The organism is Paenibacillus nasutitermitis, from assembly GCF_014641075.1.
GTDB lineage: Bacteria > Bacillota > Bacilli > Paenibacillales > Paenibacillaceae > Paenibacillus_Z > Paenibacillus_Z nasutitermitis.
This window is the reverse complement of sequence record NZ_BMHP01000001.1, coordinates 1,812,396-1,838,162: the sequence shown is the minus strand read 5'-3', so window position 1 is coordinate 1,838,162 and position 25,767 is coordinate 1,812,396. Positions and strand designations below refer to the sequence as shown.

Genomic DNA, 25,767 nt, shown 5'->3' with positions numbered 1-25,767 from the left:
AGGGGTAGCATTGTTTTCTTGGGGCAGGGATATTGTCGGGTCTATTGCACTAAAAACAGTTAGGCAGTCCGAAAATCTGATACCCGCAGAGGAACCCATGACAACACAAATATATGTTTGTCCATTTATGTCAGCCGCTGAAACAAGGCAGGAACCAGCATCCCCGGTAGTGCCGGTTTTAAGTCCGATAGCATTGGAATAATAGTATTGGCTATCAGGGTTTATCAACTCGTTAGTATTGCGATAAGTAACTTCCCGCCCATTCATCCATGTATCATATATCTTGTAACTGCCCATAATTTCAGACAGAGCATTATTGCCTAAACACACTTTTGCTATCTGCGCAAGGTCAAAAGCGGTTGTGTACTGCCCGTCCGCATCGTAGCCGTCAGGGGCTATAAAATTGGAAGAAGTTGCTCCAACTTTTTTTGCTTTTTGATTCATCGCATCGACAAACACTTTAACAGCCTGCTGCGCTCCAAGGCCATCTTCACCGGCTATCCTTTTCCCCGCATTAACAGCAAGTGTGTACGCAGCGTCATTGCCGGAGGGAAGCAACAAAGCGACTAAAAGTTGTCTGACCGTCATCGTATCCCCATTACTAAGCCATGCTCTGGAAGAATCAGAGGCAATCAGGTCTATCTCCGAGCCAACTGTAATCGTATCATCAAGGGAGCAATAATCTAAGGCTGTTAAAGCTGTAAGCATTTTGGCTGTGCTTGCCGGAGCTATATGCTTATCGCTGTTTTTCTGATAGAGAACAGAATTGGTATCAACATTTAGTACATAGGCGTTTGTTGCCATAATATCTACCGAAATGTTTTCAATGTCCTCTGTGTGGGTGGAACCTGCATCTCCTTGTAGCGAATTAGCAGGCAGTTCTGTGTTCGTCGGCGAAATGGCTGCTGCCGACGAGGGCGGCGTGGTCGTGCTGCTGTTGCAAGCAGCGAGGAAAAGCACGAGAAAAAGCGCTAAAACGAGTGCGATTAGCTTTTTCATTTTCACTATAGTAGTCCTCCTTCATATGGCATAAAACAGGTATTTGCGTGTTGTCATGCTGATATTATTGCAAAGCAATCTGTATTTTCCCTGTAGCCAACCTGTAGTTTGTCTGTAGCGGAGAGAAATAAAAAAGACCGGCAGGAATAACCCTGTCGGTCAAAGTGAAAAGGTATGGTCGCTAACATCAGGGATGCAGACGCTTCATGACAAAATGGCTGAGGTAAAACAGATGGGCGAAACGCGCTACTACGCAAATTGTTACTACCAAGGCAAGTATATTTATAATCCTAAAAGTCCTGTTTTTGAAAATTCTGAACAATAAAGCATAAATGCCAATGCCGATTACCCCTCCAAGCGTGTTGCCGAGTACATCAGTAATATCACTTCTTCCAATCGCAAAAATGAATTGTATGACTTCAAACACTAAAGTTAAGCTGAAAATTGGAAGGACTTTTTTCATGAAAGGCCATTCGTTTTTTAGCATACAGATATAGATGCCGAGCGGTATAAAAAGAAGTATATTATCAATAATTTCACGCAAGATTAAAACTCCGTTTTCATCGAAAGACTCCTGAAATGGAATCAGGTTAATTACTCGTATTCCGTCTGATAATTTTTCGGAATAAAACGGCAGTTTAAAGAGGATAATTCCTACTTGCAGCAGTATATATACTACGAACAACGCGATTGTAAGTGTGTTTCGCTTTTCTGGTTTCATTATTTATCTCCTCGTATAGTCGCTTTTACGCCTTCGGCAAGTTCATCCAAAACAGAACGCCGTCAGGGGCGTTTTCGAAAGCGAAATCAACATTTATTGACTCCAGCATTTTCCTCACAATAGTCAGTCCCAAGCCGCTTCGCCTGTCTTTCCGGCTCCGCACCTTATCTACACGGTAGAATGGGTCAAACAGCTTCGGCAACACGGCATCGTCAATCCTTGCCCCTGTGTTTAGTATGCAAAGGCGGTATTGATTTGCCACAGGTTCACTCCATATCCGAATCTCACCGCCATTGGGCGTGTTCTGCACCGCATTCAAAATGATGTTGGAAAGCGCCTTTTGGAGCATTTTATGGTCGGCAAGGCAGGCCTCTCCGTCAGGAATGTCCGTAACAATACGCTGACCGTTTGCCTCAGCCAATATCTGAAAGTCAGGAAGTATGTCAGCAACTATATGTCTTATGTCCAGCCTTTCAGGAACGGGTACGATTTTCCCTTTGTTCAGATTAACAATTTCCAGTATTTCAGAAATAATTTTGCTCTGCGCGTCCATCATCTTCACGCATTCGCGCAGGTATTTGGGGTGGTCTTTGTAATCGCCTACATTTTCAAGCATTCCCTCCAACAAGACGCTTGTGGCTGCGATAGGCGTTTTGAGTTCATGGGAAGCCGCCGAGAAGAAATATCGCTGTGTTTCCTCCAATTCACGCTCCCGCAGAATTTCGTCCTCTAATTTGGATATGGTTTCTTTCAACTTGCTGTACATAGAATGAACATCTCGGGCTAATGCACCAAGTTCATCACTGCGCTCCGGCAGTGGTGGGACTGCTTCGAGATTAGCCATCTTATTCGTAGCATCCGCCAGAGTTTTGATTGGTCTTGTTATCTGCCTTGCAAAGACAAACGTGCTTATGACGCAGACAGCAAGCATGGCGGACAACACTACGAGGGCTTGCACAATCCACTTATCGTAGTCCATCGCGATAAGGTCACTTTTTAGCACATAAAGTAAATAATCATTATCCATACGCAACATTATTGTGCTACTGTAAGGTGGTGCGCCGCTTTCGATGCCGGATGTTTCAGCTTCGGGTGTTGCGTAAACAATGTGTCCTTCCATGTCCTTGATGTAGAATTGCAAGGACTGGTTCTTTTCGTAGAACTGCCTCGCCACTTCTGTGATGTCATTTTCACCTTTCGACTGGATAACGATACTCTGATAGGTGCTGGTGATTTCCTGCAATCGAACACGTGAGAAATAGGAGATAATCTGTGTAGATAGCAGGGCTGCCGTCACGCCAACCAACAGTATCGAGAAAATTATTGTATAAATGAATACCTTGAAAAAGATTCCTCTATTTTTCATGTCATTTCTTCCTCCACTCGGTAACCTATGCCACGAACAGTCTTGATAATATTATCCGGTAATTTCGCTCGCAGGTTTTTGATGTGGGTATGCACTGTGCTGCCATCACCATCAAAGTCATAGCCCCATATGCGGGATAAGATAATTTCATGAGATACCATCCTACCCCTGTTCTGAACCAATAGCATAAGGATTTCAAATTCTTTGATTGTCAAGGGCAACTCCCTGTTTTCATAAACCACCTTGAAATCTTCCGGCAAAAGCGTCAGCTTGCCGCAGCAGACTTCCTTTGCCAACGCGCCGCTTCGCCGGAGCAGGGCTTCCACACGTTTCAACAGAAGCTGAATCTTGAACGGCTTTGTCACATAATCATCCGCTTCCGCGTCAAACGCCTTGATTTGATTCTCATCATCGGAAAGCGCGGTCATCATCAGAATAGGGGTATTGTTAATCTTGCGGAACTCCCGTAAAAGCTCGTGACCGCTTATACCAGGCAGCATGATGTCGAGAATGACAAGTTGGTAAACATTATCATAAAAGTTTTTATGCGCTTCGCTACCATCTAGGCAGGCGTCTACTTTATATCCGGCTTCTCTTAAAAAGGTTTTGACGGTATTACATATATGCTCGTCATCCTCGACAAGCAGAATTCGTACGCCCATAAATATCCCTCCTGAAAAAAGATAGCATAGTAATCTGTAGTTTGACTGTAGATTTAAGATTTTTTTCGTTCAAATTTCAATCGTCCATCAGGTGGCTTTTCCGCATCTTTGGGCATTGCCCAAGAGTGCCCAAAGCGTACCACGCCGGGGATACGGTCTTCTTCACAGAGCTTTTGAACGCGACGCTCTGAGATACCCCATTTTTCTGATGCCTCTTTCACTGACATTGCATCCATAATTGGCCTCCTACGAGTTTTCGTCCATTATATACGGATATACGAATAATATAAAATTGATTTGGCCCGTGTCTACAGTTAGTTATCATTCACGCAAATGAAAAAACCGCCACTCACTGGTATGATAACCAGCGGGTGGCGGGCTTTGGATGTGTTTCTCATGCAAGATAAACAATTTCACGATACCTCGATGAAACGTAGAGCCAAAGGAGCGTTTGATGCAAAGGCCCAGCTCCCCGATAAATTGATCGCTAAATGCCCGTGTAACGAAGCCATTTTCTCTGAATACCCAAACCTGGTCTTGCAGCTCTCCCGGTTCAATTATCCTTTGCAAGCTTAACGGATGATTGCGAGGTGCGACCAAAACCATTTCATCCTCCATAAACGGGGGAGTGACCAGAATATCCCGACATTCGACATTTCCTTCCACCAGTCCGATTCCGAGCTCGTTGGCATGGACGGCTTGAGCAATTTCATCTGTATTGGCTATCTTTGACAATGGTAGCGTAATTTCCGGCGTCATTGCTATAAATGTAACCAGCGGCCACTACTGACGAGGTATCGTTGATCGCAGTTCCGGCTAATAAACCAAAGGCTTCGTCGGACATGTTAAACCAATGGCCGAGCGAGGGGAACAGAAGAACCGCCGCAATGTTGAACAAAAATATAGTCGAAATCGCGTAGGCAATCTCGATTTCTTCGGCCTCGATAATCGGCGATACGGCAGCAATAGCGGAACCGCCGCAGATGCCTGTTCCAGCTCCGATCAATGTTTTTAGTCTATCCGGGATGTTCAGCAGCCGACCGAACCCGTAAGCCGCGAGGAAAGAAGCAGCTAAACTGACCATCTTCAGTGAAAAAGATTCCGAGCCCGTCTGCCATACCTGCGTCAAGCTTAGCCCGCAGCCAAGCGCAATAATGGACCAATGCAGCACATTTTTTGAACTAAACTGGATGCCCGCTTGAAAACACTTCGGTTTGCCTACCGTATTGTTGATCATAACGTCCAGGAGTATACCAAATACTGGACCGCCTATTACAGGCATTAAGGAACCGAGCCAGGTAGAAAATAGGGCGAGTACAACAACGAATAATACCCCTGATCCAGATCTTTGAAGCCATTTCATAAAAAATCTCCTATCAAAAATAAATCACCGGTGTTCCTTCATAGTAATGAGAATTAGTAGAAAAGGCCAATACGGATCCTTTATGGTGAAGATAGGTAAAAGTAATGATAGGCTCTATACGTAAGTATCCTAGCTACGCGGAGGCTTGGCCCCTCCCTCACCGGTTAGTGAATGCGTGCCTCTGGGCACGCAACGTAATGAAGCCGCCGATCTTGCCGGCAGCTTCTTCATTCTTATACGGTTTATATCGTATAGCCTGTAACCCGCAAATAATTAAAAAAGAGACCGCTCCCGGCTATCAGGAGGTCGCTCTACTATGAATTTTAAAGCACAGGACAAGCAAAATCAACGGATTGAAAACATTACCGTTCATCACCTGGTCGTTGGTGTTGACATCGCGCAGGAAGTCCATGTGGCTCGCGCCGTCAGCTTTCGTGGCATTGCGCTTGGCACTCCGCTCGAGTTTGGTAACCATCGTGAAGGGTTCACACTATTCGAAAATTGGATTCAGGATCTACTCAGCACCTCCTTGCAAAATCGAGTGTTGGAACCACCAAAGCACTTCATGCTTACAAGCTTCATCTTGGGCAATTGCTTGAAGAATACGACCTAGCCCAGCGCCAATTGGAACAGATTGAACGCGAGCTCCATCTCATTCTGGAACGCATTCCCTACGCGCAGAAGCTGCTTGAAATACGAGGCGTCAGTGCGACAAGCCTAGCTGGTGTACTCGGTGATGCCGGTGATCTAAGTGGCTATTCGCACGGAAATGCGTTGCTGCGACATGCCGGTTTGAACCTAGCTGAGGCCAGTTCGGAGAAGTGGCGAGGAAAGATGGTGCTAAGCAAACGAGGTTGGCCGCGTCTGCGTCATTTTCTCTATCTCATGATGATGTGTATGGTCATGAGGAATCCAGAAATCCGGGCTTTGCACCGTTACAATGTTGAGGTAAAGAAGCTAAAGAAGATGAAGTCCATCATGAAATTATGCAGTAAAGTAGCTCGTCTGCTTGTTAGTTTGGCTAAGAACAGTGAGACTTACGCTGCGTACACGTTTCATAGCTCACAGTTCGCAAACGGGCGATGACGTGTTTTTGTCGAAGCGCATCGTCCACAAGTACAACCATTTCTCCGTTTCGAACGATGTAGCTGTTCCAGTTACGAAGGCCCGTGATTCGGCGATGACAGTTCGGCGAAAAAATTGTTCCAGATCGTTATTCGTTCGCGGGATGAAATAATGATCGTAACAGGTAAACAGCCCTTTCCAGAACCCGCGGGAATAGTTGGTCACATTGTTGACCATAACGGAATCGTTCTCTTCCGTATAGGTCTGTTTGAGCCAGTACAATACGTGGGTCATTTCCCATTCAACGGTTTCGCTGGTCTTGTCTTCGTCTGGTTCCAAGGCTGCCGCAATATGGGCAACAGGCTTCGTCCAGCGGGCTACGGCTTCATAGCGCGAGGCCTGATCGCCAAGTTTACTGAAAATTCTGACCAGACTCTGGAGCAGATGAGGCTCTTTTTTTAGTCAAGCATCGCGCAAGCGACGCCTGTATGGCTTGGGCACGTTCGTAGACCATCATGCCCGGTAGATCAAGCGGTGGTTCACCATCTTCCAGAAGCAACGCGCGGACAGCGGCCACATATCCCTTCGCCACCTGCGTTTCTGCGAGCACGGTTGTTTCCGCTGCGGCGCTTGAAGAGTCAGGATTCGCATCTGCGTTTGCTTGTGAAGCTTCCGTTGCCTTTTTCTCAGCCTGCTCGATTTTTCGTTCCACATCCCGCAGGCCGCGCATGCTCTTTTTCAGTTCCATTTTGAGCTTTCGATCCGCATCCACGACAGGCTTGGCAATATCTTTCAAGTAATGGTACTGGCAGTACTGATACGGCACGTCAGGCAAGAGTGATTCGAATGCCTGCCGGATGGAAACCTGTCCGTCGCTTACAATGCCTACGATGGGATACCCCATATCGATAATGGGATCGATCAGCGTACGCAGTTCGGCTGCCGCTCCGCTCTTCATGTTCCGAGCCGCCAGAATCGTGCCGCTGAATACCTCACGAATGACATAGAATATCTCGTTCCCCTTCTCGGGTTGGACGCCGTCCATGGAAAGGATGATTCCGCCGTTTTGCGCCGTGGTCTCTGCCAAACTTTGTCTGACATGATCGTCGAGGCTGGCGGCCAACAGCGCTTGATAACGTTCGTACAGCGTTTGCGCGTATCGTTCGCTGGTTACGATGCCACGTTCATTCAACGCGTCTGCAATTTCTTTGCAGGTGCGATGTTGCTTGAAGCGCAACTCGCCAACGAGACAGAGGACGTCATAGCCGTACGAAGAATGCTTCATGCTTAGCGCTTCTGCTTCTGCTGATTTATAGGTAATGCTGGCGTATGAGCAGCTTTCGTTGGGACATGTATAAGCCATGCTCCATGCGTGAATGACGCCGGTCAAGGTAGAGATTTTTTTGTTCCATGCGTTGTGCGAACGCACTAATTTTTTCTCGCAATGCGGACAGTTTTTGATTTCGGGTCTGAAATAAACTTTTGGTCCAGCGCCGAGGCGATTTTTAGAAAGCATAGGGGGAGCACTCCTGTTCAAGTCTTCTCCCTTATGTATTTGACAGACGAAAGGAAATTCCTGTTAGATAATTGTGCCGTCGTAGAAAAAAACTGCGGAATTCCCTTCTTCCTCCTCAGTATGCGCGGCATTAATTGTCCGATATGTTATTGTGTCGTTTCATCAAGCCCGCTATTTTACGGGAGTTTTCATCATGGCGGTTCTCGAGTGCCTTAATGACGCCCTTTTGAGTGTGGACCGAATAATCCTGGTGAAGCTTCCATGCAGCCTCGTAATGCGTGATATCAATCCGGAAGCCAACAATATGTCTGGCAAGCTGATTGACATATTCTTCACTTACCTCATTTAAACTCCAGGGAACAGCAAAGCTGCTTTCATAACGGTCGACAGTCCGGGTGAGGATGTCAAGAAGCCCTTCTCTCTCGTTTATCAGATGAAATTCGCCATAGAGATGGACTGCGGTATAATTCCACGTCGGCACTTCTTTTTCCGCATACCAGGAAGGAGAGATATAGCTTTGAGGCCCGGAGAAGATCACGAGCACCTCCCCGTTCAACTCGTTCCATTGCGGGTTTGCTTTTGCCATATGGCTGTAGAGATAGATCTCACCCCCCTCACGCTGCAGCAGAAAAGGAAGATGTGTTGCGGTTAATCTGTTTGTTTTCGATACAAGTGTGCCAAAGCTATTCTCTTCGATAAAGTCCAAAATGGTGTCTCTATCCTTCATTTGGTAAGCGCTGGGGACATATATGGCTAACACTCCTGTCGCTGATCATTTGTTGATCTTATTAGAATATACAATCTATTCCACGTAAAATCGATCACTTTTTTGGAAATTCATTCTTCTTCGCTGCTTACTGACTCTGCTGCCAAAAGCAAAGAACGCGGGCCAATGATCCCCACGTTCTGGTTATGAATTTCACTTTCATAAGTTTGAGAATTTCTCTGTTTCGTTTAATACCGCCATTATTTTGTTTGCGTAGGAAACCCAGTCTTTAGCATCCGTATTTATTTCTATAGTAGGGACGTCAGATTGAAGAGACTGTTTATACAATTCTGATTGCGTATGTATAAACTCATCTGCTGCTTTCGTAATTTCTTCTCGCGTTATGTTAGTCCATTCCTGAGATGATCGGCTTTGCATTCGCTGCTCAACAATTTCCGGCGACACCGTTAATAATACACACTGAGCTCCCAGTTTGACCAATTCATTTTCGAGTGATTTTATATCATTTGAAGATGCAGTGGGAAATGCAACTCTATGATTTAAATGAAATCTTTCCAATATAAAAAATATTCCTCTTGATCCCCTCGACGCATCCGGCCCCAAATAATTGGCCCATTCATTTAATTTACGCAGCATCCCGACACGCTCCTGTAATAAGACAAGATGCTCATCGCGATCTAACTGTTGGAAATTACCGTGAACATTGTTTAACACTTGGGAGTAATGTTCGCTCAGAACAATAATACTGCGCTCTGCTGACTCATCCTCTGCAAGCAGCAGCTTTAATGCTTTCAAAACTGACGTTTTTCCAGCGTTTGAATACCCCTCTAAAATAACGCCTCTTATATGTCGGTTCACTTGGAGACTCCTTCCTCTATATACTTCTGTTTCCTTTTGTCTAATGACTGATTGTCTGTAGATTCTCCTATGAACTCCATTTCTCCTGCAAACTGGTAAAATGAATCTCTGATACGCCCATCCACTCTGGGACGTAAACTGACGGTAACGGAGCTTGCAGTCGTTCATCCTCACAGCCACTTGGACAATTGCGCTTTGCCTCGCCGGATGAAGGTTTTGACCGTATTCTGCGAACAATCTAGCATCCGGGCAATTTCTTCATAGCTGGAATGCCTGTATATTCGCAGATATAAAGCAGTACGCATCCGTGGATTGAGGCGCAAAAGCAGCCGATCTACATATCTCTCGAATTCCCTATCAAGAGCGGCTTGTTCCGGGGCGGCAATATTGCAGTAAGCTTTCTCCAGCTGGAGCTGGCTCAAACGCTGCTTGCGGCGCCACTGATCGATGAACAGCCGGTAGCCGGTCTGGGAAAGCCATGCTTTCGGATGATCCGGCAGACTTCCCTGCAGGCATAATTTCAGGAAAATATCCTGCACTAGATCGGCTGCATCCTCCCGATCGCGTGTCAATTTATACATATATTTGTTCAAATAAGCGGAGTGTGCCGCATATAGTTCATCCAGATTCACCGCTGCCTGTTCCATTTGTCCGCTCACGTTTCGGTTGGTTCGGACCGAACCGCATCTTCTTCGGGCGGGCCGATTGTGACCCGCTTGCCGTCAAATTCAAGCACCGCTTTGCCGCTGACGTTCATCGCTTCCAGATACGCTTTGGGAATTTGCAGACGGCCCGCGCGATCGATAACAACGAATTCCTCATGATGCGAACCGAATAGAGCATTCCCGGAATCTTGGGAGGACTCTTCAACATGTCCATCCCCGGAAGCTTCGCCTGCGCTGCGCTTGACCCACTCTGTGCTGGTCATGCCGTCCCGAATGGCAATAACCCGGTCTACCTTGTCCGCGACGGAGAGGTCATGCGTGACAATGACAATCGTCACACCCATATCCTGATTAAGGCGGCGGAATATATCAAGAATCTGCTCTCCCGTGGCGCTGTCAACTGACCCAGTCGGTTCATCGGCAAGCACAAGCTGAGGGCGGTTTGCCAGGGAAATGGCGATTGCGACCCTCTGCTGCTCGCCTCCGCTAAGCTGCGTTAAGCGGCTGCCCAAGCGATGCTCAAGTCCGACTGCAGCCAGCAGCTGCTTGGCATAGGACCTGTCCGCTTTGCCCTGAATAAGCATCGGCAGTTCGACGTTCTGAAGAGACGTCAGGTAGGGAACAAGATTCCGGCCATTGTTTTGCCAAATAAAGCCGACGGTTCCGCGCTTGTATTCAATTAGCTGCTCCTTCGTCATCTTCAGCAGATCCCATTTGCCCACAAGCGCCGTACCTGCCGAAGGTCTGTCAAGACCGCCGAGAATATTGAGCAGAGTCGATTTCCCGCTGCCGCTGTTGCCGATGATCGCCATCATTTCTCCCTGTTTGACTGTCAGGTTCAAGCCCTGCAGGGCAACGACCTCGATATCATCGGTCTTATAAATTTTCATCAGTCCTTCACAATGGATCATTGCGGGGCCCTCCTCATACTCTCTACCGTTCTTCTCCAAGCTTGACAGCCTGTGTAATGCGCAAGCGCCTCAGCTTGAGGATAAGCAAGCTGGCACCGGCCGCCAGCATAATGCCCGTTGCGATATACAGCTTCATCGTATCCGCAGCATCGAACACAATCCGGAACGGCGGTACCTGCTGCGACCCAAGAGCGCTTCCGCCCTGCAGAAACGGCAGAAACAGGCGGCTGGCGAATGTGCCCAGACCAATTCCGGAGACAACCGACAACCCGGTCGTGAACAGCTGCTCAAGCAGCAGCATGCCGGTTACTTGTCCGCCCGTTAGTCCCATTGCCCTCAGAATACCGAGCTGGACACTTCTGCGCGACAAGGTGAAGAACCAGAAAATCAGATAGCCGAGCAGCGAAACCAGCAGTGAGATGATGAATCCGAGGCTGAGAATCCCGAACACGCCGCCCTGAGCGGGATGATTCCGCCGTTCGATGAGCTCGCTGCGCGCATCGTCCACGCTGGTCACCGCGACGCCGCGCTCTGCCAGCTTCGCAAGCACCGGGGCGAGCTTTGCGTTTTCTTCCAGATTCAGCCATACCTCGTACGGAATCTTCTCGATTTGCTGATAGATATAATCCAGATTGGCCACGAAGAACGGCGACGTATCCGGATATAAGCTCGGCCAGTAGCTGACGATGCCTACCACGACGAAATCTACGGCGACATGATCGTAACCGATCAGTATGCGCAGCGGGTCGCCTTCTTTTAGTCCATTTTGCTTAGCGAATTTCTCCGATACCAGTACCGCCTGCTCCGCAGTTCCCAGCGCGTCAAGATATTCGTAGAAATGATACGGATTCAAATCCTCGCGTAACCATGCCGTTTTGGCAAAAGCGGCATTATCGATCCCGATGAGCTGCCCGCTGCCGGCATTTTTACCGCTAATTTCAACTTTGCCTGTCGTCTTCATGACCCTTGCCGCGCCTTTCACTCCATCCAGCTTGTCAAAGGCTTGCCAGGAAGGTTCGGTATAATAGATCTTGTTCTCGTCATTCTCGTCCTGAACGCCTTCCCATGCCGATTTCAGTACGACATCGCTGCCATACCGGTAATTCGTGCGGTCAGAGGCATTCACATCCATTGTCCTCGCGGCTGATGCATTATAAACACCCAGCCCAATGGTGAGAATGAGCAGAATCATCAGGGGAAAGAACGATACGGCCGAACGGGACAACTGGGTGAAGGTTAAATAGACCGGAACCGGCATGCGATTCTTCGTGAGCCTATTCCAGAAACGGAGCAGCAGCGGGAACAGACGCAAGCACAACAGTCCACCAGCGAAAATGAACAAGGCCGGAACAATAAAAATCGCCGGCTGCATCTCCGCTGCGACGCCGCTAGTGCTGACAGTGGCGATAATCCCGGCATTGAGCATGTACCAGCCTGCCGCAGACAATGCCAGCAGCGCGACATCCAGATACAGCCGCTGCCAGAACGGCGGTCTGCCGGCTTTTTCCCGCAGCTGCGTATGCTCTACGATTGACGTTCCGGCATAAGCCCGGACCGGTGCTATCGTTGCGATGACCGCAAGCGCCGCGGCGGAGATCCCGAACAACCAAGAGGTTTTGTTCCACCCGACAGGGATCGATTTGCGGCCAACAAACGAAAGAAACCCGCTCGAGGAGCCGATCGTCTTGGCCATCCACCAGGCGAGGCCAAGTCCGAGGAGCAGTGCCGCGCCGCCGAGCAGAAGCGCTTCAATGGAATACAGCCAAATAATTTGCCGCGGACTGGAGCCGCGGCTGTGGAGCACAGCGATATCGCTTCGCTGCCTGGCAAGCGATTGCTGTGCGTTAAGCGTAATATAATACAGCACCATCGCCAGGACCGGTGCGGCAAGCGCGAACAGCATCGCCTGAAGCAGCAAGCTCTGCTGCTGGAAATCACCCAGCATATCGATAAATGTCAGATTCACTTTTGTATTCTCCAGCATTTGATGGAGGTTGATCTCCAGCCGCTGCAGTTCTCCGATGAGCGATGACAAATCGCTGATGCGTATATTCTGTAAATCGAATGCCGCAAACCAGCCGGCAGAATCCAGAGCAAGCTTGTTGTCCTTGAGCAGCGTATCCGTCATGGTCTTGCGGTTGACAACAAACAGGTCGGCCAGACTATCCTTTCCGTCAATGGCCCAGCTCAAATCGGTGTCATCCTTCAGCTTGTATGTACCCACAATCTGAACAATCAGCTTCTTTGTTTTGCCGTCGCTGTCTTTGGCGCTGTAATAGAAGCTGTCTCCCGTCTTCCAGCCGTAGCGGGTCAACGTCTCGCTCAGAACCATAGCTTCAATAACGCCGCCCTGGATCCCATCCCGCGGCAGCTTTCCCTCAACCAGATCCGCCCCCTCGGTAATTCCGCTCTGGAAGGCAAGCTCCATACGCACCAGTCGGCTGGAACCGTCCTTGCCGGCAAGAGCGGGCCGAACGGCAGATACCGGCAGGCTTATCTTGCTTGAGGATGCCAGCTTGGGGAATCCGATTCTTCCGGGAAGCTCGCCATTGATCCACTGGTTTACTTCCTCGAGCCCTTCCATATCGGTCTCTGCACTTCCTGCGGACTGATATTTCATATAAAGCGAAGCGGGAGGCAGTCCTTTTGTTTCTTCCGCGAGCGACTGCGCGACGAGTCTCTTGAGCGTGCCATCCGCGTACATCGGGATACTCATGGCAAACGCTACCGCAACAGTCAGACCAAGCAGCGTACCTATTGTATACCAGCGGTTCTGCCAGCTTTTCAGAACCAGATAGATCATAATCCGCATTATTTCCCCACGACCTTCTGGCCTTCCTCCAGCCCTTTAATAATTTCCACCTCCGTCGAGGTCTGTACACCGATTTCCACATCCACCTCGCCTTTGCTGCCATCCGCATTGGATACAAGCACATAGTTGCGACTGTTCTGCTTCCGCAATGCTGCAAGCGGGATAGTCAATACATCTTTGCGGCGCTCCACAATAACCGAAGCGGTGAGCGGCGTCCCATTGGCGGCACCGGCAGGCAGCTTGGGCAGGTCGATCAGCGTATAGAGATCCAGCGATTTCTCGCCATCCTTCGGCTCTTCCGTAGTCAGCGGAAGCCGTTTTAGCGAACCTGCATAATCACCGGCGGCATTGATGCCGACCATGGATTCCATCCCCGGGGCGATTTTTTCAAGATCGCTGGAACTGAATTGCACGGCGACGATTAACGAGTTTATGTCTGCGATCTGCCCGATTTTTTCGTAACCTATCGTATTATCGCCTTTCTCCGCCGTAAAACTGACGATGGTCCCGGCGAATGGCGCTACCAGCTTCGTACCATTGAGCTTGCTGCGCAAATCGGCAAGCTCCTCCTTCAATAAGGCAATGTCCAGCTGCTGCTTCCGGGACATTACCGCATTTCCTTCATCCGATATGCGCAAGGAGTCCTTCATATCAAGCTGGAATTTCTCCGATTCCACCTCTTTACGGCGGATTTGGCTTTCAATATCGCCCGTATCCAGAGAGGCCAGCAGCTGCCCTTTTTTTACCGTGTCGCCTGCTTTCACATATACTTCTGCAATCCGGAGATTGCCTACCGTAAACAATAGATTCTCCTCCCGCTTCGACATCAGCTTTCCGGCTCCGCTCACCTTCAGCTCCAACGTGCTTCGTTTAACCGGGTATTCCGCCTTTTGGGAGATTTTCGGTATCCGGATATCAGGCATCTTTTCCGGCTCTTCCTCCTGGGGAAGCAAGGAGCACCCGGCCAATAGCGAAAGGCATACTGCGGCCAGCAGCAGCCTGACTCCGGAGGCCCTACATTTATTCTGGTACAAGCGTACCATCGGCCATCTGGTATACAACGTCTGCCGCCCCCCATAATGTAGAATCATGTGTCGTCATACAAATTGCCGTTTGTTCGGCCTCGATAATATCCCGGAAAACCGCGATAATCCGTGCCGCCATCTGCGTATCCAGCTCAGCGGTTGGCTCATCTGCAAGCAGAAGCTTTGGCTTGTGGGCAATGCCCTTGGCGATCGCCACCCTCTGCTGCTCGCCTCCGGACAGCTCGGATGGGTGGTGAAACGCCCGTTTTGTCAGGCCGACAAGCTCCAGGCAGCGGCCGACCCGCTCTTTCCATTCCGCTCGCGGAATGCCGGCCAGACGCAAGGAAAGTTCAACATTCTCCCATGCGGTAAGCAAGGGCAGCAGCGCGAAGGATTGGAATATGAACCCGATCTCTTGTCGTCTGACTGTGGTCAGCTGCTTGTCACTCCAGGCATGGAGCGGCCGCCCGCGGAAATAGATTTCGCCTTCCGTGGGCCGGTCGAGTCCTCCGAGCAAATTGAGCAGTGTTGTTTTTCCCGAGCCGGACCGTCCCCTTAACATGGTGAGCTTAGAGGGTGCAATCGACAGCCCAATCCCTTTCAACACTTCGATTTTCCGGCTGCCGGACATAAAGCTTTTGCGAACGTCATTCACCTGGAGAAACGAAGCTCCTTCGCTTTTCAGAACAGCCCCGGCTTCGGGCGCTGCCATGTCTTGTATCGGCGGTTTAACAGAATGAAGAATTGTCATTAGTCCTGCTCCGCATTCATGATCGATTGCGTCAGCAGCTGCTGCCCCTGCGATTGGAGCTTACCCAATGCGTCGTCAATCGATTGTCCTCCTTCGACGACCTTTTTAATTTCCCCGGATGCCAATTTTGCGAACGAATTTTCGAAACCTTCCGGCAGCACCTGCAGCAAGCTCTGTTGATTCGCCCCAAGTGCATAGAAAGCATCGATATTTTTGTCGTCCAATTGTTTCTTGAATGCGGTACGGGCTGATAAAGACGGGGAAGACATGGCATTGGTTTTGGCCAACTGCTCACCGTTCACATACTTGATTAACTCCCATGCAGCGGGCAGGCTTTTGGAAGAGGCATTGATAGAGAATACACTCTCCAGACTCATGCCTCCGGATACGTCAGGCTGAGTGGGATCAACCGGTACGCTGACAACATCCCAGTTAATATCTTTAAACGGACTTTCCATCACCTTCCCGTCTTTGGAGGCTGTGGCTGCTTTCGTCATCATACCGCCGCTGCCTTTCATGCCCAAGAAGCTCATAATCATGGGTCCATCGATCGTCATCGCAGCCTGGCCGGACATAAACCTCATCGAATCCGGGCCGATGCTGACTGTGGAAGCACCGCCCATCTCTCGCATCATCAAACCTCCGCTCTTGCTGTCGCCTTCGGCCGGCATCGAAATACTGCCCGTTTTGTATCCCTCGATAACCATCTGGAAGATGGATTTCCATTCCGGTGTCTGGATCGATAACGTCTTCGCATCCGTATCTGCATACTGAAGCCCTTTGGCTTCTCCGATCGAACGAATCAGCTCGAACGAGTCAGCGGTCTGGGAAGACTGGAAGAGGCCGTTCATGACATCGTCGCCGTCTTTCTTAACGGGAAACCTGGATGCCAGTTGAATAACTTCCTCCCAGCTCATCCCATCCGTCGGAAAAGGAATCCCATTCTTATCAAACAAATCTTTATTATAATAGAGTGCCTGACTGCCGAAATTTGGACTTAAGCCGTAAAGCTTGCCGCCTCCGCGTGCTTTCAGCAAATCGATTACTGCAGCATGGTAACCCGCAAGGTCGAATTCATCCTTCTTCACGACAGCATCCAGGTCATACAGCTTGCCTTTCCCCGCCAATACGGAATATTGCTCTTCGGTCAAGTACATGACATCCGGCTGCTGCTCATCCACAAGCTTCTCCATCTCCGCTGCCGGATCCTCAGCGATGAACACAGACTCGGTTGAAACGACCTCCAACGCAATGTTGGGAAACATCGCTTGAAAGGCGTTTCCGTATTGCATTAAAAAGCTTTGTTCATTGAAATAAGCAACCTTCAGCGTTCCCGAATCCTCCCGTTCCAATGTGTTCAACCCCGCTTTGTCTTTCTTGCCTCCTATCGGCGAACAAGCTGACATCGCAACCGTTACAAGCAGCGTCCCGATCAGTAAACCCGATTTCCTGCCCCATTTTGCAGACAATTTCATCATCCCTTCAGACATTAGTAGATTCATTGCCCAGTATGCCAGCAGATTCTTAGAAATCCGTTAGAGATGCTGAAAGGAAGCTTAAACAACGCTGAAAAGGACATAAAAAAACCGGAGACACAAGTCCCCGGCCCTCAAACCACTTTAAATCGGCAGTGTGATAAAAATACGCGTCCCTATGGACAGCTTGCTCTCCACTCTGATTTTGCCTTGATGCTGCTCAACGATCCATTTGGCTATGGCCAGTCCCAGGCCTGAACCGCCCTCCTGCCGGGTACGTGCTTTATCGCCGCGGTAGAAACGGTCAAAGATATGCTGGAGGTTATCAGGCGCTATGCCGATTCCCGTGTCTTCCACCTCCAATAGAACGGAATGGGCGAGCTTCCGGCATACAACACGGACAAGTCCGCCCTCAGGTGTATATTTTATGGCATTGTCCAGCAATGTCACGAGCAGCTGATGGAGCCGTTCCTCATCCGCATTCATTGGAATTGACGAGTCAATTTCCGTTTGCACAATAATGTCCTTGAGCTCCGCCAGCATCTGCATCTTCCGTACACTTTCCTGAACGATCTGGTCCAACTGGACGGATTTAATCTCAAGCTCCAGCTGGTTCGAGTCTGAACGGGCTAAAGTCAGCAACCCGCTGACCAGCTTACTCATTCGTCTGGCCTCCTGCAGAACCGTGGAAATATGTTTGCTGTCCTGCTCGATGGTGTGCTCGGGATGCCGCAGCAGAAGCTCCGTATGAGCCTGAATGACGGATAACGGGGTTCGCAGTTCATGAGAAGCATCGGAAACAAACTGCTGCTGCTTGTCCAGTGACAGCCGTATGGGAATCAGCGCCCGGTTGGCCAAATAATACCCCGCTGCAACCGCAATCACAAGCCCGGCGATGCCACCGAACAGCAGGATGTATTCCAGTCGCTGCAGCATTCCGATTTCGGCCGAGATATTGCTGAGCAGCTGTTGGCTTGCAACCTTATATTGACTCCCGTTGCTGCTGTAAATCGTCAAATGATTCGGATTCCCGATTTTCAATACGCGATAATGCTGATTGCCGACCTTGATGGATTGCAGCGATTCTCCCAGCTTGCTTGGGAGCAGCTGCTTAAGCTGGGTCTCGTTGAATTGTTCTCTTCCCGGCAGCGGAATCAGCTGATCGTCTTCCGTCCAATACAACTGGATAATCGGACGGTCCATAACGTCCATCTGGAATAAGACCGCACGCTGTGTGGGCAAAGCCAGCGAACTTCGCATTTGTCCGCCAGTTGCAACCTGCCCTTGTTCATCCGGCACAAGCTGGGATTGTTCCATTGACATAAGCGAACGATCCACCTGCGCGAACAGCATTTGTTTCATGACAATAAATACCGATACATTCAATCCAACCAGGATGACGGACAACACAGCGGCATTGCGGATGGTGAGCTGAATACGTATACGATTAAACATGCGCTTTCTCCTTCAACAGATACCCTACTCCGCGTACGGTGTGAATATAACCTTCGCAGCCGGCCGGGGCCAGCTTCTTGCGCAAATAATGCACATAAACATCGACGACTCCCAATCCTGCGCCAGTGTCGATTCCCCAAACCCGGTCAAGCAGCTGATCCTTTGTGACAATTTGCTCCCGGTTCAGAAGCAAATATTCCAGCAGCTCAAACTCCTTTACCGTTAGCTTCAACGGCTCCCCATTGGCATATCCTTCCATCACGTGGCATTTGACGCTGAGAGGCCCATATTTCAGCTCACCGTCGGGAGCACCGCCGGAGTTACGGCGGAGCAATACGCGAATCCGCGCCAACAGCTCCGGCATCGCAAAAGGTTTGACGATGTAATCATCTGCTCCGGAGTCGAGCCCTTTTACACGATCCTCCACACCATCTCTAGCCGTAAGCAGCAGAATCGGCATCGTGAAGCCTTGCGATCTCAGATTAGCAAGAATGGACAATCCGTCCATTCCTGGAAGCATAATGTCCAGAATAATCAAGTCGTGGATCCGCTGCTGTGCCAAATATAATCCGTCCATACCATTCTGTGCCTCATCCACTTGATAGGACTCTTCTTTCAATACCGTCGTCACTGCTTCAAGCAGCGGACGGTCGTCTTCCACCACTAGAATCCGCAATTGTCCTGCCCCTTCATTCCAGTCGTTATTTTCCCGTAAGCCTTATTTTAAATGATGAACCTTAATAAAAGGTTAGAATCCGGGCAGGAAATTTCATACGGACCAGCATGAATTACATATATTCGCTTTTTATCTCCTGTGGTAGAATAAGGGTGTTTAATCCGAGCCTGCTGCTTCTGCCGCATTTATTGAACCTGGATTGAATAGTAGCCCAAAGAAAGGATGTTAACAATGAGAAAAACTATCCCATTCGAAAACAAAAAAATTCGGAGGGTGACGATCATTTAGCCCTCCATACTTATGGAGGAGAAACGATTTGAATACGCGAACCAAGAAATTTTTTTCCTATTACAAGCCTTACATGGGACTCTTATATGCGGACTTGGCCTGTGCGGTTGTTGTGTCGGCCATTACGCTGCTGCTCCCTCTATGTACCCGATATATTACAAAAAACGTGCTGGATGGAAATATGCCTGATGCGCTAGGCCAAATTTATTTGATGGGCGCTGTTATGGTTGGCCTGGTAGCCGTTCATACGCTTTGCGACATGTTTATTTCTTATAAAGGCCATATGATGGGGGCCATGATGGAAAGCGATATGCGCAGTGAATTATTTGAGCACTATCAGAAGCTATCCTTCGGCTTCTATGACGAGCAGAAAACGGGCCAGTTAATGACGCGGATCACCAATGATTCCCTGTCACTTTCGGAATTATATCATCATGGGCCCGAAGATATTGCCATTTCCATCATGAAATTTGCCGGTACCTTCATCATCTTGATGTATATTAACGTTCAGCTCACCTTAATCATCTTTCTCTTTTTGCCTGTGATGGCTGTTTATGCGTTTTATTTCAACCGGAAAATGAATATTGCCTTAAGGCGAAGCAAAGACCGGATCGGAGATATCAACGCACAAGTTGAAGATACGCTCTCCGGCGTCAGAGTGGTCAAGTCCTTCACGAACGAACCCGTGGAAATAAAAAAGTTCGCTTACGAGAACAGCCGTTTCGTTCATAGCAGAAGAGACGGTTATCGAAGCGAAACCTGGTTTCATGAAGGTATGGTTGCTTTCACACAGCTCATCTCCATCGCCGTGATTATCTTTGGCGGAGTCGGGATTGTCCATGCTTCCTTGGATTTAGCGGATTTGCTGACTTATTTATTATGTGTTGGCATCCTCATTGAGCCTATCCAGCGATTGGTTAATTTCGCCAGGCTCTATCAGGAAGGGATCACGGCATTTGACCGGTTTATGGATATTATGGAGCTTTCGCCCGATATTCAAGACTCGGATAACGCAATTGAACTCGCCCATGTTCAGGGAAATGTCGAATTTAGAGAGGTTTCCTTCAAGTATAAAGAAGACCAGAACGAAGTCATAAAGAAGGTATCGCTTCATATCAAAGCCGGAGACTACGTTGCGTTTGTGGGTTCTTCCGGCGTCGGAAAAACCACATTATGCTCTTTAATTCCCCGCTTTTATGACATAAGCGCGGGAGAGCTTCTTCTCGACGGCATCAATATCCAGAATATTAGCCTGAAAAGCCTACGGGGTAATATTGGCTTCGTCCAGCAGGATGTCTACTTATTTGCCGGAACTGTCTCGGACAATATCCGCTATGGCAAGATGGACGCCAGCAAGGAGGAAATCATCGAGGCAGCGATAAAGGCGAATGCTCATGATTTTATCATGGCACTGCCGGATGGTTATGAGACGGATGTCGGTCAGCGCGGCGTCAAATTATCCGGAGGTCAGAAACAGAGGCTCAGCATTGCCAGGGTGTTCTTGAAGAATCCCCCTGTCATTATTTTTGACGAAGCGACCAGCGCTTTGGACAATGAAAGTGAAAAAGCGGTAAAAGACTCACTTGAGAAGCTCGCGGACAACCGCACGACACTTGTCATCGCCCATCGTCTGTCTACAGTCAGAAATGCAGAGCGAATTGTTGTCCTGACGGATAACGGGATTGAAGAACAAGGAACACATGATGAGCTGATTGCATTAAACGGTACTTATGCGAGTTTATACAATATGCAATTAACCATTTAAGTCGATTTGAATGAGAATAACCGGGAGCGCCTTTTTTAGGGGATCCCGGTTATTTTGCTTCGATCGAATGACTGAGCTTATGAGAACAATAATGCCGCAAATGGACATACCGCCCATCTGCAGCCATGAGTTTCCTATATAACTTTATCCATTACATACGATACACGATGCAGAAGAGGTACTACGTATAGCACAACCGACTCCCCTGTTAATTGCTTTCAGGCATCTCTACTCTCGGATTCAGCAATCCGGTGGTAACGGCTGCATACAAGAGCTGGACAATCTGCTCTTGCTCCACTTCGCCCGGATGGCTCAAATGATACCCGCAGAAACCGTTCATCATGGAGAGAAGCCCGGATGCGGCCAACTCGCAGTTCATCTTTTTCAATCCCGCTTCTTCCAAAATCTCTGCGATGAACCGGATATAGGCACTGCGTTCTTCTTTTAATGCCAGCAGCACCTCTTCATCTATACCGCTGGACAGCTCATTGAAAAAAATATGAGCAAGCTCGCTATAGTCCATATACAATTGGATATTAAGCCGGATCACTGTTTGAATTTGCTCAAGCAAAGGCAAGTCCCGGTCCACTTCCTCCCGGATCCTGCCCGTTATCATACGGAGCCCCTCCGTAATAAGCGCCTGAAACAATTGTGCTTTTCCCGGGAAGTGGTAATATAATGTGCCTTTGGCTACCCCGGCCATTTGGGCAATATCATCCATGCTTGAACGATGGTAACCTTTTGTCGAGAAGACTCCGGCGGCCGCATCCAATATTTTGTCCCTGCTCATGAAAATCCTCTCCTTCCTACTTACCTCCGATAGCCCTCTTGGTCTCAGAAGATGTTCAACTACCGGACAGCATTTTCGATAATAAACCGTTTTAAACCAAACATCATACTGCTGTCCAGCCGCTCCAGCGGCTGGTTATCCGTTCGTCTGAGCCGTGGAAGACGATTGAGCAAGGCCTTCAATGCGATACGTGCCTCCAAACGGGCCAGAACTGCTCCAAGGCAAAAATGTATTCCGTGTCCGAACGCCAGATGGGGATTGGGGCGACGGTGGATATTGAAACGCTCCGGTTCATCAAAAACACGCTCGTCATGATTAGCCGAGCCAATATAAGTCAAAACCAGCTGTCCTTCCTTAAACGGATTTCCCGCCCATTGCATGTCAGCTTTGACTCTACGTTCCAGGATTTGCACCGGCGAGCAATAACGAAGTGTTTCCTCGATTGCTGATGGGATTAAGCTATTATCCTTCAACAGTTGCTCCCATGCCTCAGGTGCACTCTCCAAACATAGGATAGAGGACGATATCAGGTTGGATGTCGTCTCGTTGCCGGCAACGAGCAGCAGAATACAGAATCCGATTAATTCAATCTCGCTTAGAGTACCGCCACCAACATTGGCTTCGATAAGAGCGGTGATTAAATCATTGCCCGGCTGCGCGCGCCTGGATTTTAGGATGTCCTTGAAGTATAAGGCCATCTCTTCCTGGCATTGCATTTGGCGGGCAGGATCATTGCCGACCAGGTCATCCGACCATTTCTTGAACAGCTCGCGGTCTCCTTGAGGAATCCCCATCATTTCAGCAATTACAGTTACAGGCAGTGGATTTGCAATGCCTGAGACAATGTCCAGTCTCCCTGCGCTGCCTGCTTGATCCAGCAATTCGCCGGCCAAACGTTCAATCGAAGATTCCATTTGTTCGATTACCCGGGATGTGAAAGCACGCGCAACGGTCGCTCTCATCAGCTTGTGCCGGGGCGGATCTGTTCGCAGGATGCTGCTGTCAATCGGGGAATCATCGGATGGCGGCTGAATTTGGGAGGAGAAATGCTCGAAATCCGTATGGATATTCTTCACCCCCTCATGTCCAAACACGGACCAGTATTGGTGTTCTTCGTTAAATACCGCCGTACCCGCACTGCGCTGCTGCTTGAACCAGGACAATGGAAGCAGATTGTTATTATTGAAGGGTAACAAGAAATCACTCCTTTAAGATGATTGAACTGACTAGTCAGTTCAATCATAAAAGCGATGGGGATTTCTGTCAATCTTTTTTTAGTTTGCGGGGCGCGATAGAGTAGTTGGATAAGGATCTACTCTGCTTTAGATCCTGTTTTCATTCCGGATTTATGAATGGAAATCCCGAAGACGGACATATTATATCCAACATATTACATACAGGTGCGGTGATTCCGATAATTCGAACAATTGTGTTATTTTGTCTGCGAGTTGCACTAACCGTCTTGTTAATTTTTAACCTGTTATCAACTAACACGATTTATTCGGAAGATTCCGATCCGGCACTTCCGATTGCAGCTGATCATGGCATATATGCTATTGAAGTCTATCCACTTCAGCACCGGCTTGTTGTCAACGTACAGGGGCAGAGATTCAAGACCTATTCCGTAGCCGTTGGTAACCCGTCGACTCCCACACCCGTAGGCGAATACCTGGTCGAATATAAAGGGAAGAACTGGGGACCCTCGTTCGGGCCGCGTTGGCTGGGATTAAACGTCCCTTGGGGATATTACGGCATACACGGCACGAATAAACCTCATTCTATAGGCCAGCATCAAAGCCATGGCTGCATCCGTATGCATAACCGCGATGTCATTGAGTTATTTGATTTGATTCCGATTGGAACAAAAGTCACGATTTACGGTCATGTGCTAGGTGATCCAAGTCATGAACCCCGGGATTTGGCGGAGAAAGATGTGGGCGCCGATGTCCAGTTGATACAGTCCCGTCTAAAGAGCGCTGGTTATTTCAGTGGAATATGTAACGGTAAATTTCGTGCTGATACGACAGCGGCTGTCAAAAAATTTCAAAAAGACCATGGCATCAGGCCAGATGGTGTGGTTTCGTCCAAGGTTTACTTTAAGTTAGGTTTGATGGAATGAGTTGAAATGAAAAAAAGAACAGTGTCCTGTGACGGGACGCTGTTCTTCATTTGCTTAACCGTATCGCTTCATATACCCGACTTCGAAAACCCCTGCGATTATTCAAAGCTATATTCAATCTTCAGCTTTTAGATCCTGAATGCTTTCCGAGGCCGAATCCCACCGCCATCGTACCGCATTTCCTTCCAGGCGTACCCCGCCATACCATTCGTCAATGCCATTCGTAACGATTCGATCCTCTTTCCCATCCAAAACGCTTCTGCCGAAATCGGTTATATTCATTTCACTATTGCGAAAATTATCTACTGAATCATTAAACCCAGGAAATACATCGGACCCGCTGATTCGCAGCAAAGGATACGGATCATGTGCCATCTTCCCAAGAATGTACCAGAATTGGAGATCGCCCATCCCTAGCGTATGGAGCTTATTCCCAACCCGTTCAAATAATTGAAGGGGCGAATATACGCCGGAACAAATCAACTCCATCGTAGACTGCTCCACAATACCAAGCCCATTGGATGTGGAAGGAAAGCAAGATAGATGACATTGGAAAGCATCTTGCGCATACGGCAGTACGGATGTATCTTCGGTTAATAACTGCTGCAGCTGCTGGGGGTTCTGAGATGAATAAGCAAGCCATAACGCGCTGCCGAGTTCCAGTTCTGCCGTCCCAATCGATTTCCATGTCCCTGGCAATGTTCCCATTTGTTCCAAAGAAAGTTGTCCTAAACCTCGAAACAGCTCGATCCCCGGGTAATCACCGATAGACAATAGGTTCAGCTTGGTTTTTCCCAAAGACTGTCCTGAAAACCAATGGAGCAAATAACATAATATCGTCTGATCGAATAAATCATGCTCAAACCATAATACAATTTCATCATATTTATGAAACTCAGCCAGGGCCTTATCCTGCATTTCACTTCCCTGTATAAACACCGATCGAGGTATTCCGAGCGACTGTTCCAGGTATTGAGCCCGTATGGAGCGATTGCTCCATTCAGAAGGATCAACAAATATGGGACCATGCGGATAAACTTCCCTCCATACCAATATATCACCCTGCACAATGCCTTGCCGAAGCTTCTCCGCGACCGAATCACCGTTAACAATATGAAGCACGCCTTTTCCTCCCTCATACAAATCATGATAGACCGAGATCAAATCGGCAGCAGGCAGCGCGCTCTTCAATTTTCGGCGGGCATCGAACAGCCGTTTCTTCAATGCCGGAATCGAAGTCCCCAGAAAACTTGAAATTTCTTGAAGCGAGTAGCCTTGAAAATAAAACAACTGAACCACGATTCTCATATTCGATGTTAACACCGCTAATGAATCGTGAACTACCTGCTGCAATTCTCTTTTCGCCATCTGATCCGAAATACCATGCAGCATCTCCAGCGATTGCGCAGCTTCTTCATAATGGACGGTGTGATGATGTTTTCTACGCATAATCCGATAACATTGCCGTATGACAATCGCTTTAAACCAGCCCGGGAATGCTTCAGCCGTTCGCAGTTTTCGTAAATGCAGGAAGGCTTCTGTAAATGCTTCCTGAACAGCATCTTCCGCCAATTGAAAATCATGCAGCTTTTCGTAAGCTACCGCATTCCCCATTGCTGTATAGTGACGCACAATCGTTTCAAAAGCATTCCGGTCCCCTTGTTTTGCGTCTTCTATATACTGAAGCATGCAATCCCGCTCCCTTCCTCTGTATCATATAGAAGTGCCGCCGGAGCGCGGAAAGGTTACGGGCACCAA

General features: G+C 48.6%; 23 protein-coding genes and 2 pseudogenes. 3 read left to right on the top strand and 22 right to left on the bottom strand.

Annotation, left to right across the window (positions count from 1 at the left end):
• Nucleotides 1-42: 42 nt before the first annotated feature.
• The 7 genes and pseudogenes from IEY46_RS07840 to IEY46_RS07810 form a co-directional block, all read right to left on the bottom strand.
• A pseudogene (locus IEY46_RS07840) lies at nt 43-837 on the bottom strand (D-alanyl-D-alanine carboxypeptidase family protein); the annotation flags it as partial.
• Nucleotides 838-1,186: 349 nt separating this feature from the next.
• Nucleotides 1,187-1,720, bottom strand: a complete 534-nt coding sequence (locus IEY46_RS07835; protein WP_188990718.1) for a VanZ family protein — start codon at nt 1,718-1,720, stop codon at nt 1,187-1,189.
• Between the two features lie 25 nt (nt 1,721-1,745).
• Entirely contained in the window at nt 1,746-3,086 is a 1,341-nt protein-coding gene (locus IEY46_RS07830; protein WP_188990716.1) for a HAMP domain-containing sensor histidine kinase, read from the bottom strand.
• On the bottom strand, nt 3,083-3,748 hold the full coding sequence (locus IEY46_RS07825; RefSeq protein ID WP_188990714.1) for a response regulator transcription factor: 666 nt from the start codon (nt 3,746-3,748) through the stop codon (nt 3,083-3,085). Before IEY46_RS07825 ends, IEY46_RS07830 begins: the two co-directional genes overlap by 4 nt.
• A gap of 53 nt (nt 3,749-3,801) precedes the next feature.
• Nucleotides 3,802-3,984, bottom strand: coding sequence for a helix-turn-helix domain-containing protein (locus IEY46_RS07820; RefSeq protein WP_188990712.1), 183 nt, complete (start codon nt 3,982-3,984; stop codon nt 3,802-3,804).
• 85 nt (nt 3,985-4,069) lie between these two features.
• Nucleotides 4,070-4,507, bottom strand: a complete 438-nt coding sequence (locus IEY46_RS07815; RefSeq protein ID WP_188990710.1) for a LysR substrate-binding domain-containing protein — start codon at nt 4,505-4,507, stop codon at nt 4,070-4,072.
• Entirely contained in the window at nt 4,458-5,111 is a 654-nt protein-coding gene (locus IEY46_RS07810; RefSeq protein ID WP_188990708.1) for a YeiH family protein, read from the bottom strand. Before IEY46_RS07810 ends, IEY46_RS07815 begins: the two co-directional genes overlap by 50 nt.
• Nucleotides 5,112-5,427: 316 nt before the next feature.
• Here IEY46_RS07810 and IEY46_RS07805 point away from each other — a divergent pair.
• Nucleotides 5,428-6,197, top strand: a pseudogene (locus IEY46_RS07805) (transposase).
• Here the strand turns inward: IEY46_RS07805 and IEY46_RS07800 are convergent.
• The 12 genes from IEY46_RS07800 to IEY46_RS07745 form a co-directional block, all read right to left on the bottom strand.
• A complete protein-coding gene (locus IEY46_RS07800; RefSeq protein ID WP_188990706.1) occupies nt 6,174-6,515 on the bottom strand; it encodes a hypothetical protein in 342 nt (113 codons plus the stop codon). The pseudogene IEY46_RS07805 and the gene IEY46_RS07800 sit on opposite strands and share 24 nt — an antisense overlap.
• A 73-nt stretch (nt 6,516-6,588) precedes the next feature.
• Nucleotides 6,589-7,692, bottom strand: coding sequence for a transposase (locus IEY46_RS07795; protein ID WP_188990704.1), 1,104 nt, complete (start codon nt 7,690-7,692; stop codon nt 6,589-6,591).
• Nucleotides 7,693-7,822: 130 nt separating this feature from the next.
• Nucleotides 7,823-8,452: an FMN-binding negative transcriptional regulator gene (locus IEY46_RS07790; RefSeq protein WP_268239488.1), complete on the bottom strand. Its 630-nt coding sequence runs from the start codon at nt 8,450-8,452 to the stop codon at nt 7,823-7,825.
• A gap of 165 nt (nt 8,453-8,617) precedes the next feature.
• Entirely contained in the window at nt 8,618-9,277 is a 660-nt protein-coding gene (locus IEY46_RS07785; RefSeq protein ID WP_188990700.1) for a hypothetical protein, read from the bottom strand.
• A 170-nt stretch (nt 9,278-9,447) separates the two neighbouring features.
• Nucleotides 9,448-9,924, bottom strand: a complete 477-nt coding sequence (locus IEY46_RS07780; protein WP_229750137.1) for an RNA polymerase sigma factor — start codon at nt 9,922-9,924, stop codon at nt 9,448-9,450.
• Nucleotides 9,925-9,932: 8 nt separating this feature from the next.
• Nucleotides 9,933-10,853 (bottom strand): ABC transporter ATP-binding protein, encoded by a 921-nt coding sequence (locus IEY46_RS07775; RefSeq protein ID WP_188990696.1) that lies wholly within the window; start codon nt 10,851-10,853, stop codon nt 9,933-9,935.
• Between the two features lie 22 nt (nt 10,854-10,875).
• Nucleotides 10,876-13,665: an ABC transporter permease gene (locus IEY46_RS07770; protein ID WP_188990694.1), complete on the bottom strand. Its 2,790-nt coding sequence runs from the start codon at nt 13,663-13,665 to the stop codon at nt 10,876-10,878.
• Complete coding sequence (locus tag IEY46_RS07765; RefSeq protein WP_229750136.1) at nt 13,665-14,726, bottom strand: efflux RND transporter periplasmic adaptor subunit; 1,062 nt, start codon at nt 14,724-14,726, stop codon at nt 13,665-13,667. Before IEY46_RS07765 ends, IEY46_RS07770 begins: the two co-directional genes overlap by 1 nt.
• Nucleotides 14,686-15,441, bottom strand: a complete 756-nt coding sequence (locus tag IEY46_RS07760) for an ABC transporter ATP-binding protein (protein WP_188990689.1) — start codon at nt 15,439-15,441, stop codon at nt 14,686-14,688. Before IEY46_RS07760 ends, IEY46_RS07765 begins: the two co-directional genes overlap by 41 nt.
• Complete coding sequence (locus tag IEY46_RS07755; RefSeq protein WP_229750135.1) at nt 15,441-16,910, bottom strand: ABC transporter substrate-binding protein; 1,470 nt, start codon at nt 16,908-16,910, stop codon at nt 15,441-15,443. The genes IEY46_RS07760 and IEY46_RS07755 overlap by 1 nt, the downstream gene beginning before the upstream one ends.
• Nucleotides 16,911-17,060: 150 nt before the next feature.
• Nucleotides 17,061-18,371, bottom strand: a complete 1,311-nt coding sequence (locus tag IEY46_RS07750) for a sensor histidine kinase (protein WP_188990686.1) — start codon at nt 18,369-18,371, stop codon at nt 17,061-17,063.
• Nucleotides 18,364-19,047 (bottom strand): response regulator transcription factor, encoded by a 684-nt coding sequence (locus IEY46_RS07745; protein ID WP_188990684.1) that lies wholly within the window; start codon nt 19,045-19,047, stop codon nt 18,364-18,366. Before IEY46_RS07745 ends, IEY46_RS07750 begins: the two co-directional genes overlap by 8 nt.
• Nucleotides 19,048-19,363: 316 nt before the next feature.
• Here IEY46_RS07745 and IEY46_RS07740 point away from each other — a divergent pair, with 316 nt between their 5' ends.
• Complete coding sequence (locus IEY46_RS07740; protein ID WP_188990681.1) at nt 19,364-21,100, top strand: ABC transporter ATP-binding protein; 1,737 nt, start codon at nt 19,364-19,366, stop codon at nt 21,098-21,100.
• Between the two features lie 208 nt (nt 21,101-21,308).
• Here the strand turns inward: IEY46_RS07740 and IEY46_RS07735 are convergent, their stop codons facing one another.
• Both IEY46_RS07735 and IEY46_RS07730 read right to left on the bottom strand, forming a co-directional pair.
• Nucleotides 21,309-21,890 carry a TetR/AcrR family transcriptional regulator gene (locus tag IEY46_RS07735; protein ID WP_188990680.1) on the bottom strand — a complete coding sequence of 194 codons (582 nt, stop codon included), beginning with the start codon at nt 21,888-21,890 and terminating at the stop codon, nt 21,309-21,311.
• Nucleotides 21,891-21,949: 59 nt separating this feature from the next.
• Nucleotides 21,950-23,086: a cytochrome P450 gene (locus tag IEY46_RS07730; protein ID WP_188990678.1), complete on the bottom strand. Its 1,137-nt coding sequence runs from the start codon at nt 23,084-23,086 to the stop codon at nt 21,950-21,952.
• A 104-nt stretch (nt 23,087-23,190) separates the two neighbouring features.
• On the opposite strand from IEY46_RS07730, the gene IEY46_RS07725 reads away from it, so the two are divergent.
• Complete coding sequence (locus IEY46_RS07725) at nt 23,191-24,009, top strand: L,D-transpeptidase family protein (RefSeq protein ID WP_229750134.1); 819 nt, start codon at nt 23,191-23,193, stop codon at nt 24,007-24,009.
• Between the two features lie 114 nt (nt 24,010-24,123).
• Here IEY46_RS07725 and IEY46_RS07720 read toward each other — a convergent pair whose 3' ends face one another.
• On the bottom strand, nt 24,124-25,698 hold the full coding sequence (locus tag IEY46_RS07720) for a sigma-70 family RNA polymerase sigma factor (RefSeq protein WP_188990674.1): 1,575 nt from the start codon (nt 25,696-25,698) through the stop codon (nt 24,124-24,126).
• Nucleotides 25,699-25,767 lie beyond the last annotated feature (69 nt).

Coding starts and splice junctions, on each gene's coding strand:
- IEY46_RS07835 (WP_188990718.1), bottom strand. CDS start 1,720: ATGAAACCAGAAAAGCGAAACACACTTACAATCGCGTTGTTCGTAGTA.
- IEY46_RS07830 (WP_188990716.1), bottom strand. CDS start 3,086: ATGAAAAATAGAGGAATCTTTTTCAAGGTATTCATTTATACAATAATT.
- IEY46_RS07825 (WP_188990714.1), bottom strand. CDS start 3,748: ATGGGCGTACGAATTCTGCTTGTCGAGGATGACGAGCATATATGTAAT.
- IEY46_RS07820 (WP_188990712.1), bottom strand. CDS start 3,984: ATGGATGCAATGTCAGTGAAAGAGGCATCAGAAAAATGGGGTATCTCA.
- IEY46_RS07815 (WP_188990710.1), bottom strand. CDS start 4,507: ATGACGCCGGAAATTACGCTACCATTGTCAAAGATAGCCAATACAGAT.
- IEY46_RS07810 (WP_188990708.1), bottom strand. CDS start 5,111: ATGAAATGGCTTCAAAGATCTGGATCAGGGGTATTATTCGTTGTTGTA.
- IEY46_RS07795 (WP_188990704.1), bottom strand. CDS start 7,692: ATGCTTTCTAAAAATCGCCTCGGCGCTGGACCAAAAGTTTATTTCAGA.
- IEY46_RS07780 (WP_229750137.1), bottom strand. CDS start 9,924: ATGGAACAGGCAGCGGTGAATCTGGATGAACTATATGCGGCACACTCC.
- IEY46_RS07775 (WP_188990696.1), bottom strand. CDS start 10,853: ATGATCCATTGTGAAGGACTGATGAAAATTTATAAGACCGATGATATC.
- IEY46_RS07770 (WP_188990694.1), bottom strand. CDS start 13,665: ATGCGGATTATGATCTATCTGGTTCTGAAAAGCTGGCAGAACCGCTGG.
- IEY46_RS07760 (WP_188990689.1), bottom strand. CDS start 15,441: ATGACAATTCTTCATTCTGTTAAACCGCCGATACAAGACATGGCAGCG.
- IEY46_RS07750 (WP_188990686.1), bottom strand. CDS start 18,371: ATGTTTAATCGTATACGTATTCAGCTCACCATCCGCAATGCCGCTGTG.
- IEY46_RS07735 (WP_188990680.1), bottom strand. CDS start 21,890: ATGAGCAGGGACAAAATATTGGATGCGGCCGCCGGAGTCTTCTCGACA.
- IEY46_RS07720 (WP_188990674.1), bottom strand. CDS start 25,698: ATGCTTCAGTATATAGAAGACGCAAAACAAGGGGACCGGAATGCTTTT.